The organism is Pigmentiphaga sp. MLSB6-MA01 (assembly GCF_058793475.1).
This window is the reverse complement of sequence record NZ_JBXAFV010000006.1, coordinates 242223-257069: the sequence shown is the minus strand read 5'-3', so window position 1 is coordinate 257069 and position 14847 is coordinate 242223. Positions and strand designations below refer to the sequence as shown.

The window sequence follows — 14847 nt, the reverse complement described above, 5'->3', positions numbered from 1 at the left end:
ATCGTGGCCGACGAAGGGGTTTCTATTTTTTCGAAAGACAGTCTTTCATGCACCGGACGCCCTTCACATCGGGACGATCATCGACATAGAAATTGTCCCGGTTGGGCATCTTGACCTTGGCCAGGGAGTTGGCGTCCACCGTGGCGGTTGCGGGAAGGATGCCGTTTTTATGCAGCAGGTAGGCGGTCACGCTATAGACGTCGTCGCTGGACATCGACTGGGGCGCCTGGAACGGCATCGCCCGGCGGATGTAGTCGAACAGCGTGGTGGCGTACGGCCAATAGCTGCCGATGGTCTTGAGCGGCTTGTCGGTGGTCAGGCTGCCCACGCCGCCGGCCAGCGCGGGGCCCAGCCCGCCCTCCAGCTTCACGCCATGGCAGGCCACGCACATGGCCTGGTAGACCTTTTCCCCCTGGACCACGGTGCCCTTGCCGCGAGGAAGCCCCTTGCCGTCCACCGACACGTCGATGTCCCAGCCAGCAAGCTCTTCCTTGCTCAAGTGCCGGCCGAGGTTTTCATAGCCGGCCTGGCTTGCGGCCGGGACCAGCAAGGCGCAGAACCCGATGGCTGCGGCGATGAGGGTGTTACGCGCGTCCATTGGTCACCTCCCCGCTGGCGGCGATCCGCCATGGTTGAACCGAGTTGTTGTGGTAGAAGGAAACCTTTCCCCGTACCGAGATGAGCTGCTCCAGCGTGGGCTGCACGTAGCCGGTTTCGTCCATTGCCCGGCTCATGATCACCAGTTCCTTGCCATTCCACTCGAACGGCGCCCGGAACGCCGTCAACGCCTTCGAACGCACCGGCTCCTGCAACGTGGCGGGATACCAGTTGTTGCCACCATCGATGGACACATCGACACCCGTGATCTTTCCATGGCCGCTCCAGGCGATCCCCCGCATCTCGTGCGTTCCCTTGCGGGTCAGGCGATGCGTGCCCGAGGGAGACGTGATGATCGACTTGCACTCCATGATGAACGAGAACTTGCGGGCGCGGCCGTCGGCCATCAAGTCCGTGTACTTGGCCGTTTCCTCGCGCGTATAGCCCGGCTGATCCGTCACGTGCAGGCGCCGCAGCCATTTGATGCTCATGTTCCCTTCGAAGCCCGGAACGAAAAGCCGGATGGGGTAGCCCTGCTCCGGACGCAGGCGCTCGCCGTTCTGGCTGTAGGCGATGAGCACATCGTCCAGGCACTTCTCGATCGGAATGCTGCGTGTCATGGCGGCGCCATCGGCGCCTTCGGCCACGATCCATTTCGCCTTCGGATCCAGGCCCGCGCGATTCAAGAGCGTCTTGAGCGGAACCCCCGTCCATTCCGCGCAGCTGACGAGGCCGGCCACCTCGGCCGCGGTCTTCCCATAGGGTGGCAGGAACGAAGGGTTCCCCGAACACTCCAGGAAATAGACATGGCTTTCACTGGGAAACTGCCGCAGCTCCTGCACGTCAAAGATCATCGGATTCTTCACCAGCCCATGGATCATGAGACGATGCTGCCGCGGATCGATTTCGGGAACCCCCGCGTGGTGCCGTTCATAGAACAGGCCATTGGGGGTGATGATGCCGTCCAGTTCCTGCAAGGGTGTCGTGCTGTAGGCAGACATCGGCTCCTTGAGGCCCGGGTACAGCTTTCTTGTCGCTTCGGTCTCGAACTTCGACGGCACCCCGTAGGGCGAGGCCGTGGGCGCGCCCAGGGATTTCGTCCAAGCCGGAACATTCGGCGGCAGGTTCTTTTTCGCCACGTCCGGCGCAACCGCGGCCGCGCCCGACTGGGCAACGGCCGACTCCGACAGCGCCATGGTCGCCAGCGAGGTGGCCATCGCGGTGCTTCGCGCCAGGAACTGCCGCCTGCCGCCAGCCGCCGCCTCGACGGGCTCCGCCAGCGCGCTGCCTGCTTTGTCTCGACTGTTCATGCTCCCTCCTTGTCTGCGTCCGGATCCCATTGATCCCATCCCCACCGACACACCGACCGATCGGTCGGTCTGCTGTGCGAAGTGTACATGACCCGGCACGCCGCGCCCATCCCGGCTCCCATTACAATCCCCGCTGACATCGACGGGGCAAGGCGCCAACAAAGATCGTGGTGAACAGGACAATGGAAGAGCTCGACGCCAACCGCGACCGGATCCTGGCCGGCGCGGCGGCGCTTTTCGCCCATCGAGGATTCCATGCCGTGGGCATGAGCGAACTGTGCGCGGCGCTGAGCCTGAGCCGCGGGGCGTTCTATCACTACTTCCCGGGCAAGGAAGACTTGCTGGAGGAAATATGCCGGCGGTACATGGCCAAGCTTCTCCAGCAGGCGAAGCTGGCCAAGGCCGAAGTACCCGACCCGATGCTCCGGCTGCGGCGGCTCGGCGCCGAGCTCATCGACGTGATCGGCATCCACCGGGATGAACTGGCCGTCTGCTTCCGGGAAACCCTGTCCCTGAGCGAAGACCGGCGCCAGGCAGTGCTGGCGCTGCATGCCAGCTACGAGAAAATCTGGAAGGAAACGCTGATCGAGGGCGAAAAGACCGGTGTCTTTGCGCCGTATTCGCGCTTCCGGCTCAAGGCGCTGCTCGGCATGTACTACTACAGCTATCTCTGGATCGATCCGGCCTCGCCGTCGGCGATGCACCAGACGCACGAGGCATTCGAGTCCATCCTCTCGACCGTCAGCACGGCACGGCCGGATGCGCCGATGCCAGCGCCCCGGTAGCGGCGACCGGAAGCTGCCCGCGGCCGCCATGGCCTTGCCCGCGTCGATGACGCGGGTGCCTGTTTCAGGCCGGGCAACGAAGCGCTCAGGCCGGTTGCCCACCTGTTCGGCCCACTCAACCCGCAACCGATCCCGACATGGGCACGGGCAGCTTCGCCACGTCGTAGCCGTAGATCCAATCCACCGGCAGCGGCGGCGGGGGCGGTGTCAACTGGTTGCTGCGGAACTGATCGCGAGCCTGCAGCTGTACCTTTGCGGCGCGAGGCTGGCGTTCGCGCTGATAGGCCAGCAGCGCACTATCCAGATCGTCACGGCCGTGGTCGAGGAAATGCGCCAGCGCGTAACCGTCCTCCATCGAAATGGCGGCCCCTTGCGCGAGCGTCGGCATCATGGGATGCGCGGCGTCGCCCAGCAGCGCGATCCGGCCACGCACCCACTCCTGCAGCGGGTCACGATCCCGGATTCCCCACTTGTAGACTTCCTGCGCGCGCGACATCACCTCGAGCATGCCCGGATGCCAACCCGCATAGGCTTGCAGCATGTCGTCGATGCGGCTGGGCACGGCCCAGTTCTCTTCTGCCCAATCGTCCTTTGCCACCCGCCCGGCAAAGATGTTGAGCAGCTCGCCCTCGCGTAGCGGATAGAACAGGACATGCCCCGTTGGCCCGAGCCAACCCGTATATTCAGAACCGTCCAGGGGGACTGGCAGCGACGCCGCCGCATCGCGCAATGCCTGCATGGGAAGAATGATGCGCCAGCAGATCTGGTGCGTGAAGCGCGCCTCGCGTTCGCCGAAGAGACACCTCGCGACCCGTGAGTGGATACCGTCAGCGCCGATCACCACATCGGCCTCGACTTGCCTGCCATCCGTCAGGGAAATGACCGCCCCCGACTCCGTGTTCTCGACCGCCCGGCATTCCGCGTCGGTGTGGATGGTCCCTTCGGGCACGAGGCTGGCCAACAACGCGTGAAGGTCCGCACGGTGCGCGGTGTGATAGCTCGCGCCATACTGCGCCCGCATGGCCTCGGGCAATGGCACGCGGTCCCGCACGGTACCGTCATCCCACTTGATCGACAAACGCACTGACGGCTCGGGGGCAAAACGCTCGAAAGCCTCCTCCACGCCCAGCGCACGCAGCACCTTCACGGCGTTCGGCGCCATCTGCAGTCCCGCGCCCACCTCGCCCAGGTGCGGCGCCCGCTCGTAGACGGAGACCTCGAACCCTCGCTGATGCAGGGCGGCAGCCGCGGTCAGGCCGCCGATGCCGGCCCCGACCAGGGCTACCCGCGGCGCTCGGGAGATGGAAGACATTTGCATGGAAAATCCTTTGCTGATGAAAAGTGTCGCCAGGTCGGCCCGGCACGTACGAGCCGACCCCGTTCAGGGTGCATCGACAGTGATGCCGCCGGCGCGGATCACCTGCTCCCAGCCGCGCCGGTTCTCGTCGAGAAAACGGCGGAAGTCCTGCGGGCTGCCGTCGAAGGTTTCCGAGCCCTGTTCGAGATAGCGCTGGGCGATGTCCTGCCTGCGCATGGCCTTGTTCACGATCGCGTTCAATCTTGCGATCACGGGCCGCGGAGTACCGGCCGGAGCCATGATGCCCAGCCATCCCACCGCCTCGTAATCCTTGAGGCCGGCCTCTTGAGCCGTCGAGACATCGGGTAGAACGGCTAGGCGTTTGTTGCCGGTCACGGCCATCGCGTTGAGCTTGCCGGCCTTGATATACGGCAAGGCCCCCTGCAGATCGCTGATCAGGAACTGGGTCTCGCCGCTGATCACCGACATGATGGCCGGGGCGTACCCCTTGTAGGGAACGTGCACGACCTGGGTCGAGGTCTGCTGGGCGAGCCGCTCGACAGCCAAGTGCGAGAAACTTCCCAGCCCCACCGACGAATAGCTCAGCTTGTCCGGATTTCGACGAGCGTATTGAACAAGGTCGGGCAGATTGCGCGCCGGAACCGAGGGATGCGTAACGATCACCCCGGGCACGACCACCGCCAGCGCCACGGGCGTCAGCTCCTTGTCTGCGTCATAGGGAAGCTTTTTGTACAACGCCGGGTTGGTGGAAATGTTGGTGCTGCCCAGCAGCAGGGTATAGCCGTCCGCGGGCGCCTTGGCGACCAGCGTGGTTCCAATGATGGCGGCTCCTCCCGCGCGATTCTCGACAACCACCGATTGTCCGAGCTCTTCCGATATTTCCGCGGCAATCAATCGCGCCGTCGCATCGGCGACACCGCCAGGTGCGAACGGCACGACGATTCGCAAAGGCCGCTCGGGATAGGCGGCGGCGGCCTGCCCGCCCCCTATGGCAAACACCAGCAGCCACGCGCCGTGGCGGGGGAATGTCCTCATGTCTCCGTCCTCTTCTGGAATCGTCGCGACCGATTTCGCAACTTATACAATGTATAAATTAATCATACTAAGTATAAATTTATTGTACGGGTTAAACTTGGCGCGTCAAGACATACGACACACACTGCCGTCATGAACGACGAATCAACCATGCGCGAGCCGCGCCGCATCAAGTCCATCGAAGTCGGATTCCGGATCCTCCGGCTCTTGGAGCAGGTGCAAGAAAAGCTGCCTTTGCGGGACATCGCGGCAGGAGTGGGCATGCCCGCCAGCAATGCCCATCTCTATCTGGCCAGCTTCCTGCATGAAGGCGTCGTCGAGCGGGATCCCGTCTCCGGCCGCTACGGCCTTGGCCCCTTCGCCGTGCAACTCGGCTCCGCGGCGCTACGGCACTCCAGTCTGGTCGAACGGGCCAAGGATCTTCTGAGCCAGTTGCGCACGCAAACGCGCCACTCCGTGTCCCTGGCGGTGTGGGGCAACCGCGGGCCGACCATCGTTTTCAATATCGACGGCGACGAATACGGCCCCATGGGAATACGCGCCGGCCATGTGCTGCCCCTGCTCAGCACGGCCACCGGCCGCGTGTTTCTGTCGTGGCTCCCCACCGAACAGACCGAGCAGCTCGTCGAACAGGAGCGGTCCTCCAGTGTCGGCCTGGCCGGAAACTTTGATGCCCGGATACGCGACGCCACCATCGTCGACATTGCACGAGATGTCCGGCGTGAAGGGATCGCGCGCACCGACCCTGCCATGAGCGGCGGTTTTTTCGCCGCGTCGGCACCCGTATTCGATCAAATGCGGCAGTTGTGCGCCGCGATCACTACCCTCGGGCCGGAACTGGACAGCACAGCGGCTACCCGACTCGAAGAAGCGCTGCGCAACACCGCCGACGAACTATCGCGCAGGTTGGGAGCGCCCCGCTAGAACGCCCTGCGCGGCAAGCCCCCTCGTCGGCGGCCATCCAGGATGGGATACGGAAGCGTACCGAGCATCGGCCTACGGCATACGTCCATGGCGGGCGCCTGGGCAAACGATAACTGCCAAGAACCCCCACATACGGGCCACCGGACCTTCAACCCGGTCAAGGGTCGGTTGAACAACCCTTCTCGACGCGGATCAATTCGAGTGCCGGGGCTACCTCGAGTCCACCTTATAAACGGCTGTGCGGCAGGGACTATCGAGGCAGACAACAGAGAAACACCAACAAACGTACCGACCTTGACCGCGGGCTCCACCTAGGAATTCAGCGGTTTGTGGACGATACCAATTTGAGGCCGACTATTCCGGCGAGGATAAGCAGAAAACACGCCGCTCGGGCCAGGCTTCGATCCTCTCCCAGCACAAGCACGCCATAGATCGCCGTGCCCAGCGCACCGATACCGACCCAGACTGCATACGCCGTACCCAAGGGAACAGTCCGTGTTGCCAGTGATAAAAAGTACATGCTCACGCCGATGAACACGAGGCAGAACAAGCTCGGCCCGAGCTTGGTGAAACCATCAGTGCGGGGCATGGCCGCCGCGTAGAAAACCTCCGCCAACCCTGCCAAGATCAAATACAACCATCCCATCGACATCCCCTGTGATCGATCGAGAATTCTATCGGTCTGTTTGGATCGACCCCGCAGAAAAGTGCCCCGACTGACTGGAAACGATGAGCTGAAACACCGCGAGGGCGTCACGGCTTGCCTCCCCTCCCAAAGGTCCGTTAGGCTCGCGACATGAAAGATTCCACGTATTCCACCACGGCGGCCGTCATGGTCCGTCCTCGGGTCTACATCGGCGAAAACATTGCCCTTGGCCCGGGAAAAATCGACCTGTTGCGCGCGATTGGCGAAATCCGGTCACTTTCGGCGGCTGCTCGCTCACTGGGCATCCCTTACAAGCGAGCATGGCTGCTGGTGGACTCGCTGAATCAAGGCTTTGGCCAACCGGTCGTTCAAGCCGCTGCGGGTGGAAAAGGCGGAGGTGGCACAACGCTTACCGCATTGGGCGCAGAACTGGTATCCCGGTATGACGCCTTGGAACGACGGATCAATGAGGCTTCTATCGCCGAATTGAAGGCTTTGCGCCAACTTTCGACCTAACTTATTCGTTATGTTGTAAATGACATAGCGAGGCGCTATTCTTCGCTATGTCATTTACAACATAACGAAGAAAGCGCTATGACCTCCGTGGCCACCGCCCCGTCAACAAGACGGTCGACCCTGGGCTTCCTTGCAGGCAGTGCGGTCGGAACGCTCGGCGGATTGATTGGCCTGGGAGGCGCGGAATTTAGACTACCGCTACTCGTGGGCATGTTCGGCTTGGCAACCCTGCCGGCGATCATCCTGAACAAGGCCATGAGCCTGGTCGTAGTCGCGGCAGCATTGATCTTTCGCACCGGAACGATCTCGATGGCCGAGCTGGCACCCCATCTGCCAGTTACCGCCAACCTATTGGGCGGCAGTCTCGTGGGTGCATGGTGGGCGGCGGGCCACGCCATAAAGATGTCCCGACGCACGCTCGACAGGATCGTCATGGCGATGCTGCTCGGACTAGCGGTGCTGATGATGGGAGAAGCCTGGTTCGGCATCCATGAAGCCGCGGCGCCGTTGTTTTCGCATCCGGCAGCCCAGATCTCGGCCGGTCTGGCTGCGGGGTTCGGTATTGGCATTGTCGCCGCCCTGCTCGGCGTCGCTGGCGGAGAACTGCTCATCCCCACCATCGTGCTGCTCTATGGTCTCGACATCAAAACGGCCGGCAGCATTTCCCTTTTGGTGAGCTTGCCAACCATGATCGTCGGGTTTGCTCGATATCGCGACTCAACGGCCTTTTCCATCTTGCATCAGGAAAGGTCGCTCGCCGGCTGGATGGCGGCCGGATCGGTTCTCGGTGCCGCGATAGGCGGCCTGCTCCTTGGCCTGTTCCCCACAAGGCATCTCGCCGCATTGCTGGGAGTGATCCTGCTGATCTCCGCGATAAAGACCTTCAAGCATTCCCGGTGAGCGTGCCATGAATAGCCTTCAAGTCGCTGTAGTCCGTGGGTCGAACGATATCGGGTCGGCTGTCGCCCATGCGATGTTCAGCGCTGGCATGGTAGTTGTACTGCACGATGCCGAGAGACCCGCCCATGGCCGCCGTGCAATGGCCTTTGCGGACGCCTTCTACGCGGGCAGCGCCTTCCTGGACGGTGTGCCCGCCCAGCACTTCACGGACATCGAGAGCATTTGCCGATCAGCGGACAATGTTCAGGCAGTGATAACGACCGCCCTCCCACTTCTTCGCCTCGTCGAGGCTCTCCACCCAGGCATCGTCGTGGATGCCAGAATGCGAAAACGGTCCATCCCCGATGACGAACGCCAACTCGCACCTCTGCTCATCGGAATTGGGCCAGGCTTCAACGCGGGAAGAAACTGCTCCGTGGCCATCGAATCTGCCTGGGGGCAGGACCTTGGCAAAGTCATTTGGGAAGGGCCGACCACAACCCTCGCGGGCGAACCCCAGGTATTGAATGGTGCCGGCCGTGAGCGCTATGTGTACGCTCCCGCATCCGGCACATGGCGAACCCCTTGCCAGATTGGCCAAGCCGTCGAACAAGGCCAGATCGTCGGCTACCTCGGGACAACGGCGGTATCCGCGCCGATTGGCGGAACATTGCGAGGCTTGGCCCATGACAACGCCATCGCTGCCGAAAGGCAGAAGGTGGTGGAAGTCGACCCCACTCCTCAGGCGAGCATCTCCGGGCTCGGTGCCCGACCCTCAGCCATTGCCCGCGGCGTGCTCCATGCGGCAACCGTCCGCCGCTAAGCCGAAGTAGTTCTCCCTGGCCGGCTATCCTCGAGCCATCCCGGTATCCCTTGCTTGCAACCTGGCATCAATACAATAATTCAATGAGTGTTGTATCATTGAATCATGAATGAAACCCAAGCTATCGACGCCCTCGCCGCCTTGGCCCACCCCCAGCGGCTACGGACCTTCCGCGCGCTGGTCGTGGCCGGCCCGGACGGATTGACCCCGAGCACCTTGGCCGACCAGCTCCAGGTCGCCCGCAATACCTTGTCCTTCCACCTCAAGGAGTTGGCGCATGCCGGCTTGGTCACGGTGGAACAACAGGGCCGAAACCTGCTCTACCGCGCCGACTTCGCCCGCATGAACGGGCTGCTCGGCTACCTGACCGAGCATTGCTGCCAAGGCGGCGCCTGCGAGGTCACTGGCACCGGCGCATGCACTACCTGTTGATCCCCGATGAACTCCGTCAGCGAGATATCCATGGCAAACAAGATCTACAACGTACTGTTCATCTGCACCGGCAACTCGGCACGATCCATCCTGGCCGAGGGTTTGCTCAACGGACTGGGCCAGGAGCGCTTTCGCGCCTACTCGGCCGGCAGTCACCCTAAGGGCGAGGTACATCCTCAGGCCCTGGCCACGCTGGAACGACTGGCTCTGCCGACCGCGGGCTATCGAAGCAAGAGCTGGGACGAATTCGCACGAGCCGACGCACCTCCGCTCGATTTCATCTTCACCGTCTGCGACAATGCGGCGGGTGAAGTGTGTCCGATCTGGCCGGGTAAACCTGCATCGGCCCACTGGGGAGTGCCCGACCCCGCCGCGGCGGAAGACGCGGACGAACAGCGCAAAGCCTTCCACGATGCAGCAATCGCGCTCAAGCGCCGCATCGAGCTGTTCCTGGCGCTGCCGATCCAGAAGCTGGACGGCATGTCGCTGCAAAACGAATTGCAGCGCATCGGCAAGCAGTAAGGGGGTCAGGTCCGCACAGAAGCCCGCGGTGGATTGTCCCGCTCCAGCGTCATCGATGAGCATATTCGAGCGCTATCTCACCGTCTGGGTGCTGCTCTGCATTGTCGTCGGCATCGCGGCGGATCAAATCCCCTCCGATCTTTTCCAGGCGATCGAATGCCTGGAAGTCGCCCCGGCAAACCTACCCATGGGCCTCTGCTCATCTGGATCATGGTGTTTGCATTCGCGCCTGTTGTCGGCCTGCTGCTGGGGATCCGGCGGATGACGTGCCACTCCAGGCAACGGTTGCCGAAGGTCAGATACCCAGGTGTTGCAGGTCCCACGGCTTAGCCTGCAGAATTTTCGTATCACCTGGGTGCGAGGGTAAACGCTGGGCAATAAAAAACCGCGATTCCCTTTGGGAGTCGCGGTTTTCTGGGCAACGTCGAACGTTGCCGGCAATGTCCTTGGCGGAAAAATCCGGACAGGGCTGCGCCTCCGCATCGACCGCGACGGGGAAGAGCCATGACTCGTACCAGCGCGATAGAGCGGATAGAAACGACGTTCAGTGCCTGGCAAAACCGCGAAGGACCAAATCACCTCCCGTTATCAAGTGGCGGGCACAAACCGTCCGGGGCTCATTTCGGTCGCCTCATGGCGCCCAAACGACAACGCCTGCATTACGGCCTCACCTTCCGTCTTGTAAACGGTGTTCCGCAAATAGCGGCGGTACACAAGAGTCTCCCAGCCATCGCCCACTCTGTGCGGCTGGGAGATCCAAAACCAGGCTTCAAATCCAAAACCGTCTCGAGCCGGGCGACCATCACCGAAAACGAGATAGCCGTTTACGTGAATGGGATTGCCGCCCAACGGGGCGATTTCCGTTTCGACACTCTTCATTGGGCCACTCCTAAGAGGTCCACGAATGGCTGATCGTAGCATGTCGCCTCTTAACCTCAGACCATCACTACCCACTCGGCTGGCGCCTTATTGCGTTTCCATCTGCAGCAGCGGCAATTCTTTCAATATGGAGTACGACAATGACTAACACTGCATCTGACGGTCAGATCATACCGGAGTCGGCCGAGAACATCCGGGTCGGTGCCCCCTACCATGATCCCGCGTTCGAACTGCTCGCCCGTGAATACGATGTGTGGGGGAAGGCCGATAGCGCCTTGTGCGCGGTATTTTGGCGGGCAGGGAAAACGCAGTCGGTCAGCGGGCAAAGAGTTGATACGAACAATGGCGGCAGGCGCCTGGCACTAGACCTTGTCATCGAAGCCATTGAGAGCGCTCCGCTCCAGAGGTACAAATGGCCCGTCAACTGGCCCGCGATCCTTATTGGGCTGAAGGATCTACGCGCGGAATTGGAGCGCACCGAACCTGCCGCTGCAATGCTCGACATCCTGCGCCGCTACGCCGAGGGCCGAATCGACCATTTGGCCAACGGGCAGTGCCCGGATTCGGTTAAGGGCTATGACACACGTGATCCAGACTGCCCGGTCTGCATCGCGTTGGGAATCACTTCAACGTTGCCAAGCGCCCTTCGCGCTGACGGAGGAGACAAGCAATGGTGAGCACCGAAACACTCGTAGGAATCACCGGGCGCCAAACGCTGGCCAGCACCACAATCCTCCCGGAAGGTCTATATATCGCTGGAAGGAGTTTGCCCACATCGTGCCGCTGGGGAGGGAGACTTGGCGAAAGCGCGTAGCTGAAGGTACCGCTCCCCCCAAAATCGAGCTGGGCACCCGTTGCACAGTCTACCGAGGAGCTGACATTCTTCAATGGCTAGAGAACCCTGTTTCCTATAGGACGCCCCTCCAATCTTATATAGAGAAATTAGACAACTCGGTAGCTAACTCCACTTCGCGCCAACGTCTGCACACACTTTTGACACATCGTCGTTCAACGACAAAAACGGCCAACGCTGCTTTAATTCGTCGAACTCATGTTTTGCCAACCAGTACACCAACAAACAACCGGGCCCGCCAAACAACCCATCATTGCTTCGCTCTTTAATACGGGTCTGATAATACTGCGAGCCAAGCATCGCCGAAACATCCTCTCTTTTAACCGTCTGAAGAATATCTCGGTAAGTCTCTATGATAGATAGAGCAGTTTCATCGCTGGCAGCCGGGACATGCTTCCCGGTGATAGCCGTATACCTCTCATCAAGAAATGAACACCATTCCGACACATTCTTGTTCACACTCTGCAATTCGTGAACAGCCGCGCAGAACATATCATCGGTAGCTTCCATTAACGCCATGCATCGGGCTACCAACCGTTCCGCGCGCGCGGGAACATGACCTTCTGGTTTGTAAATATTGTCATGAACCAGCTCAGCATATGCATGCTGCAGAAGGCTACGCACCTGTACTTCGCAAACAGTACCTTGACGAATTTCAGCTTTGCCGTGCGAGAAGTCTTCCGGACACACCACCAGATAATGCACAGATTGGTAATCAAACTTCCCAGGATGGCTCTTTGCTTCGTCAGAATAGTGCCGTTCACGTGAAGCCGACCACTGAGCACACGAAACAATTGCGTCCTCAACAACAGGAATATCAGAACTCAAAAGAACGACAAACCGGGCGCCGACAAGATCTGTCATATCTACGGAAGGTTCGGCATATTGTTTTTTCTGCTGCTTCTTTAGCGCCGAATCAATGTCCTTCACGCGCCGAGATGGAGCGACCTTAAAAAAACCCTTAGATCTCTCTTCCCCGATATTGACTCTAACGCGTGCCTGAATAGTATCGACGACAAAATCTCCCCAAGCTTCCAACTCGGGAATTTTCTGTCTCAACAAATCAGAAAACTGCTCGGACGTCATTCCTGACTCTCAACCTTCCCTTTAACGATGACGGTAACAGTCCCGTCTTTAGCCTCGGCATTCAATGCAATCAGGTCCATCCCATCAGCCGGCGTAGTAATCATTACACCTGAATCGAAAACCACCTTTCTTCTACGACGAAGCTTACTTTTCACATATTCAGTATTCTTTGTCACCGCATGCGTCGGGAACCCTGTTTTTGCCATATAAGCAGTATATTGCTTCCCCAACTCTGGAGAAAGGTGCGTTTTTGCAAACTCACTAACTGACAAAGTCTGAACATTACTACGCAGATCGGATCTCAATGATTCGACCTTATCTAACCTGTCCGCAGGACTAAGACCTGATGACGACAGAAAATTCAGGGTTTTTTCGTAGAATTCTTGGGTCAATCGCTTGTCGGACGCCGCGATATCTGCACCCATAAATTCGTTATAAAAATAAAAGGCAGCACTTCGCGTTTCAGTTCCTGTCAGAAGGTGATCGAACAAGTGCACCCGGAAATTTGCTTTGTTGTACAGCCCATCCACAGGATCGGACTTGGCAACAGTTTGCTGCACAAAGCCGATTTTATAAAGCCGCTGACTTTCTGTTAAAAAGACATCCTTAATATAATCAATTACGGTTTTATCCTCTTCCTTGCGCTCCCCGAAAGCATTTTGCATTTCCGCTTTAATTACAGAAATGAACGGACGCTCTAAAGCAGTGACCACACCAGATACGATAAGAAGCTTTGAAGCCGCTAAATCCCTCAATCCCTGAGCGATGGCAAGCTTCTGGGCAATTAGCTGTGTAGCCTCAATGAATCCATCATCGTCCGCCCGCATAGCGGTGACAGCAGCTTGGAAAAAGTCGCCTTTATCTACCCTAACAAAATCCGCTTGTATGCCGTGAGATTTATGCCCTAATGCCTCGGCAATTCGCTGACCAAATACATCCTTCCCCGCAGGCTGCAAATCGTAAAGCGCGTTCTCCACGATCGGCTCGACGATTTGCTTTACACCAACTGCCCTCTTGGGCAGGTGATGAACGATCACGCGGCGAATATCAAGTTGATCCAGATCTAGCATGCAGCCTCCCTTCCCTTGTCAGAGTTTGGGAAAGCATGCCGCAAGTAACAATTGATTTCAATGCGTTAGCACTTATGGACGCATCGATTACTGTATAAAAATACAGTACCACAGCCTGCGCAGATCATCTGCGGACGTCGCATCACTCACTGAACAACAGGCGACGTGCCTTGCTGCACAAGAGCATCAAGGTAATCCGCCCACTGCTGCATGAAGGCTACGCGTTCCTCTAGGAAGGTCGTACGGTTATAGGCACGCCCCAAGCTGTCTGCTACGACATGGCTAATTTGCAGCTCAAGAATGCGGTCATCAACTTTCAACCGCTCAGACGCCATGGTCCGCGCCGAGGCGCGCCACCCGTGCATCGTCATATCCCCCTTGAAACCCATCGTCGCCAGGGCTTGGCGAGCAGCCCCCTCCGACAGCGGCTGCTTCGGCTTGGTTGGACTCCGAAATACGTAGCGCGATCGGCCAGTCACCAAGTGCAGGTTGCGCAGCAATTCGACAGCCTGACGCGGTAACGGTACGAGATGCGCCTCCCAACCAGTGCGCGTTATCTTGGTATCACCGGTGTTGCCTTCGCGCTCGGCCGGGATTTCCCACATGGGAGTTCTCCAGCCACGGCCGTCGAGATCAAGCTCTGGCCACTGCATCTCCCGCAGTTCCGTTGGGCGCTGGAACAGGAGGGAAGAGAGGTGTAGCAGGCAGCGGGTGACGAACGCTCCCTCGTGCTTGTACATGGCCTGTAAGAGCCTCGCCATCTTGGCGGGATCGGTGATAGCCGCGAAGTGCTTCTTTTTCTTGGTCGACGGCGGCAGCGCTTTCTTCAGATGATCGACCGGGTTCGTCTTGGCCCGACTGGTGGCCACGGCGTATGCAAAGACGTTCCCGCACACCTCCTTTGCTCGCCTGGCCGTCTCGGCCGCGCCTCGCCCGACGACGCGCTGCAGGACAGCCAGCAATTCCGCTGGCAGGATTTCGGCGATCGGTCGCCCTCCCACCCAGGGGAAGATGTCACGCTCAAGGCGGTCGGTGACGGCCTTACGGTAACTGGCCGACCAATGAGTTTGCATGGCCAGCCATTCACGCGCCATGACTTCGAAAGTCGTACCGGCGGCCAGAATGGCATCCCGCTCGGCCTGGCGTCGACGCTCCATAGGGTCGGGGCCAGC

17 protein-coding genes and 1 pseudogene are annotated in these 14847 nt (G+C 59.8%); 9 read left to right on the top strand and 9 right to left on the bottom strand.

Annotated features, from left to right (window positions below; genetic code table 11):
* Window positions 1-22 precede the first annotated feature (22 nt).
* Window positions 23-598: a c-type cytochrome gene (locus tag AC1Q6E_RS12810; RefSeq protein ID WP_152798647.1), complete on the bottom strand. Its 576-nt coding sequence runs from the start codon at window positions 596-598 to the stop codon at window positions 23-25.
* A complete protein-coding gene (gene soxC / locus AC1Q6E_RS12805; RefSeq protein WP_152798645.1) occupies window positions 585-1907 on the bottom strand; it encodes a sulfite dehydrogenase in 1323 nt (440 codons plus the stop codon). Before soxC ends, AC1Q6E_RS12810 begins: the two co-directional genes overlap by 14 nt.
* A gap of 182 nt (window positions 1908-2089) precedes the next feature.
* Here soxC and AC1Q6E_RS12800 point away from each other — a divergent pair, with 182 nt between their 5' ends.
* Complete coding sequence (locus tag AC1Q6E_RS12800) at window positions 2090-2692, top strand: TetR/AcrR family transcriptional regulator (RefSeq protein ID WP_152798643.1); 603 nt, start codon at window positions 2090-2092, stop codon at window positions 2690-2692.
* A gap of 115 nt (window positions 2693-2807) precedes the next feature.
* Here AC1Q6E_RS12800 and AC1Q6E_RS12795 read toward each other — a convergent pair whose 3' ends face one another.
* Both AC1Q6E_RS12795 and AC1Q6E_RS12790 read right to left on the bottom strand, forming a co-directional pair.
* Window positions 2808-4010: an FAD-dependent monooxygenase gene (locus AC1Q6E_RS12795; protein WP_152798641.1), complete on the bottom strand. Its 1203-nt coding sequence runs from the start codon at window positions 4008-4010 to the stop codon at window positions 2808-2810.
* Window positions 4011-4073: 63 nt separating this feature from the next.
* A complete protein-coding gene (locus AC1Q6E_RS12790; RefSeq protein WP_492572871.1) occupies window positions 4074-5045 on the bottom strand; it encodes a tripartite tricarboxylate transporter substrate binding protein in 972 nt (323 codons plus the stop codon).
* A 132-nt stretch (window positions 5046-5177) separates the two neighbouring features.
* Here AC1Q6E_RS12790 and AC1Q6E_RS12785 point away from each other — a divergent pair, with 132 nt between their 5' ends.
* Window positions 5178-5969 (top strand): IclR family transcriptional regulator, encoded by a 792-nt coding sequence (locus tag AC1Q6E_RS12785; RefSeq protein WP_492572870.1) that lies wholly within the window; start codon window positions 5178-5180, stop codon window positions 5967-5969.
* 319 nt (window positions 5970-6288) lie between these two features.
* Here AC1Q6E_RS12785 and AC1Q6E_RS12780 read toward each other — a convergent pair whose 3' ends face one another.
* On the bottom strand, window positions 6289-6615 hold the full coding sequence (locus tag AC1Q6E_RS12780) for a DMT family transporter (RefSeq protein WP_492572869.1): 327 nt from the start codon (window positions 6613-6615) through the stop codon (window positions 6289-6291).
* Between the two features lie 150 nt (window positions 6616-6765).
* Between AC1Q6E_RS12780 and AC1Q6E_RS12775 the strand changes: the two genes are divergently transcribed.
* From AC1Q6E_RS12775 to AC1Q6E_RS12750, 6 genes and pseudogenes are all read left to right on the top strand, one after another.
* Complete coding sequence (locus AC1Q6E_RS12775) at window positions 6766-7131, top strand: winged helix-turn-helix domain-containing protein (protein ID WP_492572868.1); 366 nt, start codon at window positions 6766-6768, stop codon at window positions 7129-7131.
* 78 nt (window positions 7132-7209) lie between these two features.
* Window positions 7210-8031 carry a sulfite exporter TauE/SafE family protein gene (locus AC1Q6E_RS12770; protein WP_492572867.1) on the top strand — a complete coding sequence of 274 codons (822 nt, stop codon included), beginning with the start codon at window positions 7210-7212 and terminating at the stop codon, window positions 8029-8031.
* Window positions 8032-8038: 7 nt separating this feature from the next.
* A complete protein-coding gene (locus tag AC1Q6E_RS12765) occupies window positions 8039-8833 on the top strand; it encodes a hypothetical protein (protein WP_492572866.1) in 795 nt (264 codons plus the stop codon).
* Between the two features lie 105 nt (window positions 8834-8938).
* Window positions 8939-9265, top strand: coding sequence for an ArsR/SmtB family transcription factor (locus AC1Q6E_RS12760; protein WP_492572865.1), 327 nt, complete (start codon window positions 8939-8941; stop codon window positions 9263-9265).
* Window positions 9266-9295: 30 nt separating this feature from the next.
* Window positions 9296-9787: an arsenate reductase ArsC gene (locus AC1Q6E_RS12755; protein WP_492572864.1), complete on the top strand. Its 492-nt coding sequence runs from the start codon at window positions 9296-9298 to the stop codon at window positions 9785-9787.
* A 55-nt stretch (window positions 9788-9842) separates the two neighbouring features.
* A pseudogene (locus AC1Q6E_RS12750) lies at window positions 9843-10003 on the top strand (arsenical-resistance protein); the annotation flags it as partial.
* 372 nt (window positions 10004-10375) lie between these two features.
* Here AC1Q6E_RS12750 and AC1Q6E_RS12745 read toward each other — a convergent pair.
* Window positions 10376-10666 carry a hypothetical protein gene (locus AC1Q6E_RS12745; protein WP_492572863.1) on the bottom strand — a complete coding sequence of 97 codons (291 nt, stop codon included), beginning with the start codon at window positions 10664-10666 and terminating at the stop codon, window positions 10376-10378.
* Between the two features lie 140 nt (window positions 10667-10806).
* Between AC1Q6E_RS12745 and AC1Q6E_RS12740 the strand changes: the two genes are divergently transcribed.
* Window positions 10807-11343, top strand: a complete 537-nt coding sequence (locus AC1Q6E_RS12740; protein WP_492572862.1) for a hypothetical protein — start codon at window positions 10807-10809, stop codon at window positions 11341-11343.
* Window positions 11344-11624: 281 nt separating this feature from the next.
* Here AC1Q6E_RS12740 and AC1Q6E_RS12735 read toward each other — a convergent pair whose 3' ends face one another.
* From AC1Q6E_RS12735 to AC1Q6E_RS12725, 3 genes are all read right to left on the bottom strand, one after another.
* Window positions 11625-12605, bottom strand: a complete 981-nt coding sequence (locus AC1Q6E_RS12735; protein ID WP_492572861.1) for a GTP pyrophosphokinase — start codon at window positions 12603-12605, stop codon at window positions 11625-11627.
* Window positions 12602-13675, bottom strand: a complete 1074-nt coding sequence (locus tag AC1Q6E_RS12730) for a nucleoid-associated protein (RefSeq protein WP_492572860.1) — start codon at window positions 13673-13675, stop codon at window positions 12602-12604. Before AC1Q6E_RS12730 ends, AC1Q6E_RS12735 begins: the two co-directional genes overlap by 4 nt.
* A 146-nt stretch (window positions 13676-13821) precedes the next feature.
* Window positions 13822-14769 carry a tyrosine-type recombinase/integrase gene (locus tag AC1Q6E_RS12725; protein WP_492572895.1) on the bottom strand — a complete coding sequence of 316 codons (948 nt, stop codon included), beginning with the start codon at window positions 14767-14769 and terminating at the stop codon, window positions 13822-13824.
* Window positions 14770-14847: the final 78 nt, after the last annotated feature.

Bases quoted from the DNA above. Each gene is read 5' to 3' on its own strand.
- AC1Q6E_RS12735 (WP_492572861.1), bottom strand. From the start codon at position 12,605: ATGACGTCCGAGCAGTTTTCTGATTTGTTGAGACAGAAAATTCCCGAG.
- AC1Q6E_RS12725 (WP_492572895.1), bottom strand. From the start codon at position 14,769: ATGGCGCGTGAATGGCTGGCCATGCAAACTCATTGGTCGGCCAGTTAC.
- AC1Q6E_RS12785 (WP_492572870.1), top strand. From the start codon at position 5,178: ATGAACGACGAATCAACCATGCGCGAGCCGCGCCGCATCAAGTCCATC.
- AC1Q6E_RS12800 (WP_152798643.1), top strand. From the start codon at position 2,090: ATGGAAGAGCTCGACGCCAACCGCGACCGGATCCTGGCCGGCGCGGCG.
- AC1Q6E_RS12810 (WP_152798647.1), bottom strand. From the start codon at position 598: ATGGACGCGCGTAACACCCTCATCGCCGCAGCCATCGGGTTCTGCGCC.
- AC1Q6E_RS12730 (WP_492572860.1), bottom strand. From the start codon at position 13,675: ATGCTAGATCTGGATCAACTTGATATTCGCCGCGTGATCGTTCATCAC.
- soxC (WP_152798645.1), bottom strand. From the start codon at position 1,907: ATGAACAGTCGAGACAAAGCAGGCAGCGCGCTGGCGGAGCCCGTCGAG.
- AC1Q6E_RS12795 (WP_152798641.1), bottom strand. From the start codon at position 4,010: ATGCAAATGTCTTCCATCTCCCGAGCGCCGCGGGTAGCCCTGGTCGGG.
- AC1Q6E_RS12760 (WP_492572865.1), top strand. From the start codon at position 8,939: ATGAATGAAACCCAAGCTATCGACGCCCTCGCCGCCTTGGCCCACCCC.
- AC1Q6E_RS12780 (WP_492572869.1), bottom strand. From the start codon at position 6,615: ATGGGATGGTTGTATTTGATCTTGGCAGGGTTGGCGGAGGTTTTCTAC.
- AC1Q6E_RS12775 (WP_492572868.1), top strand. From the start codon at position 6,766: ATGAAAGATTCCACGTATTCCACCACGGCGGCCGTCATGGTCCGTCCT.
- AC1Q6E_RS12765 (WP_492572866.1), top strand. From the start codon at position 8,039: ATGAATAGCCTTCAAGTCGCTGTAGTCCGTGGGTCGAACGATATCGGG.
- AC1Q6E_RS12755 (WP_492572864.1), top strand. From the start codon at position 9,296: ATGGCAAACAAGATCTACAACGTACTGTTCATCTGCACCGGCAACTCG.
- AC1Q6E_RS12790 (WP_492572871.1), bottom strand. From the start codon at position 5,045: ATGAGGACATTCCCCCGCCACGGCGCGTGGCTGCTGGTGTTTGCCATA.
- AC1Q6E_RS12770 (WP_492572867.1), top strand. From the start codon at position 7,210: ATGACCTCCGTGGCCACCGCCCCGTCAACAAGACGGTCGACCCTGGGC.
- AC1Q6E_RS12745 (WP_492572863.1), bottom strand. From the start codon at position 10,666: ATGAAGAGTGTCGAAACGGAAATCGCCCCGTTGGGCGGCAATCCCATT.
- AC1Q6E_RS12740 (WP_492572862.1), top strand. From the start codon at position 10,807: ATGACTAACACTGCATCTGACGGTCAGATCATACCGGAGTCGGCCGAG.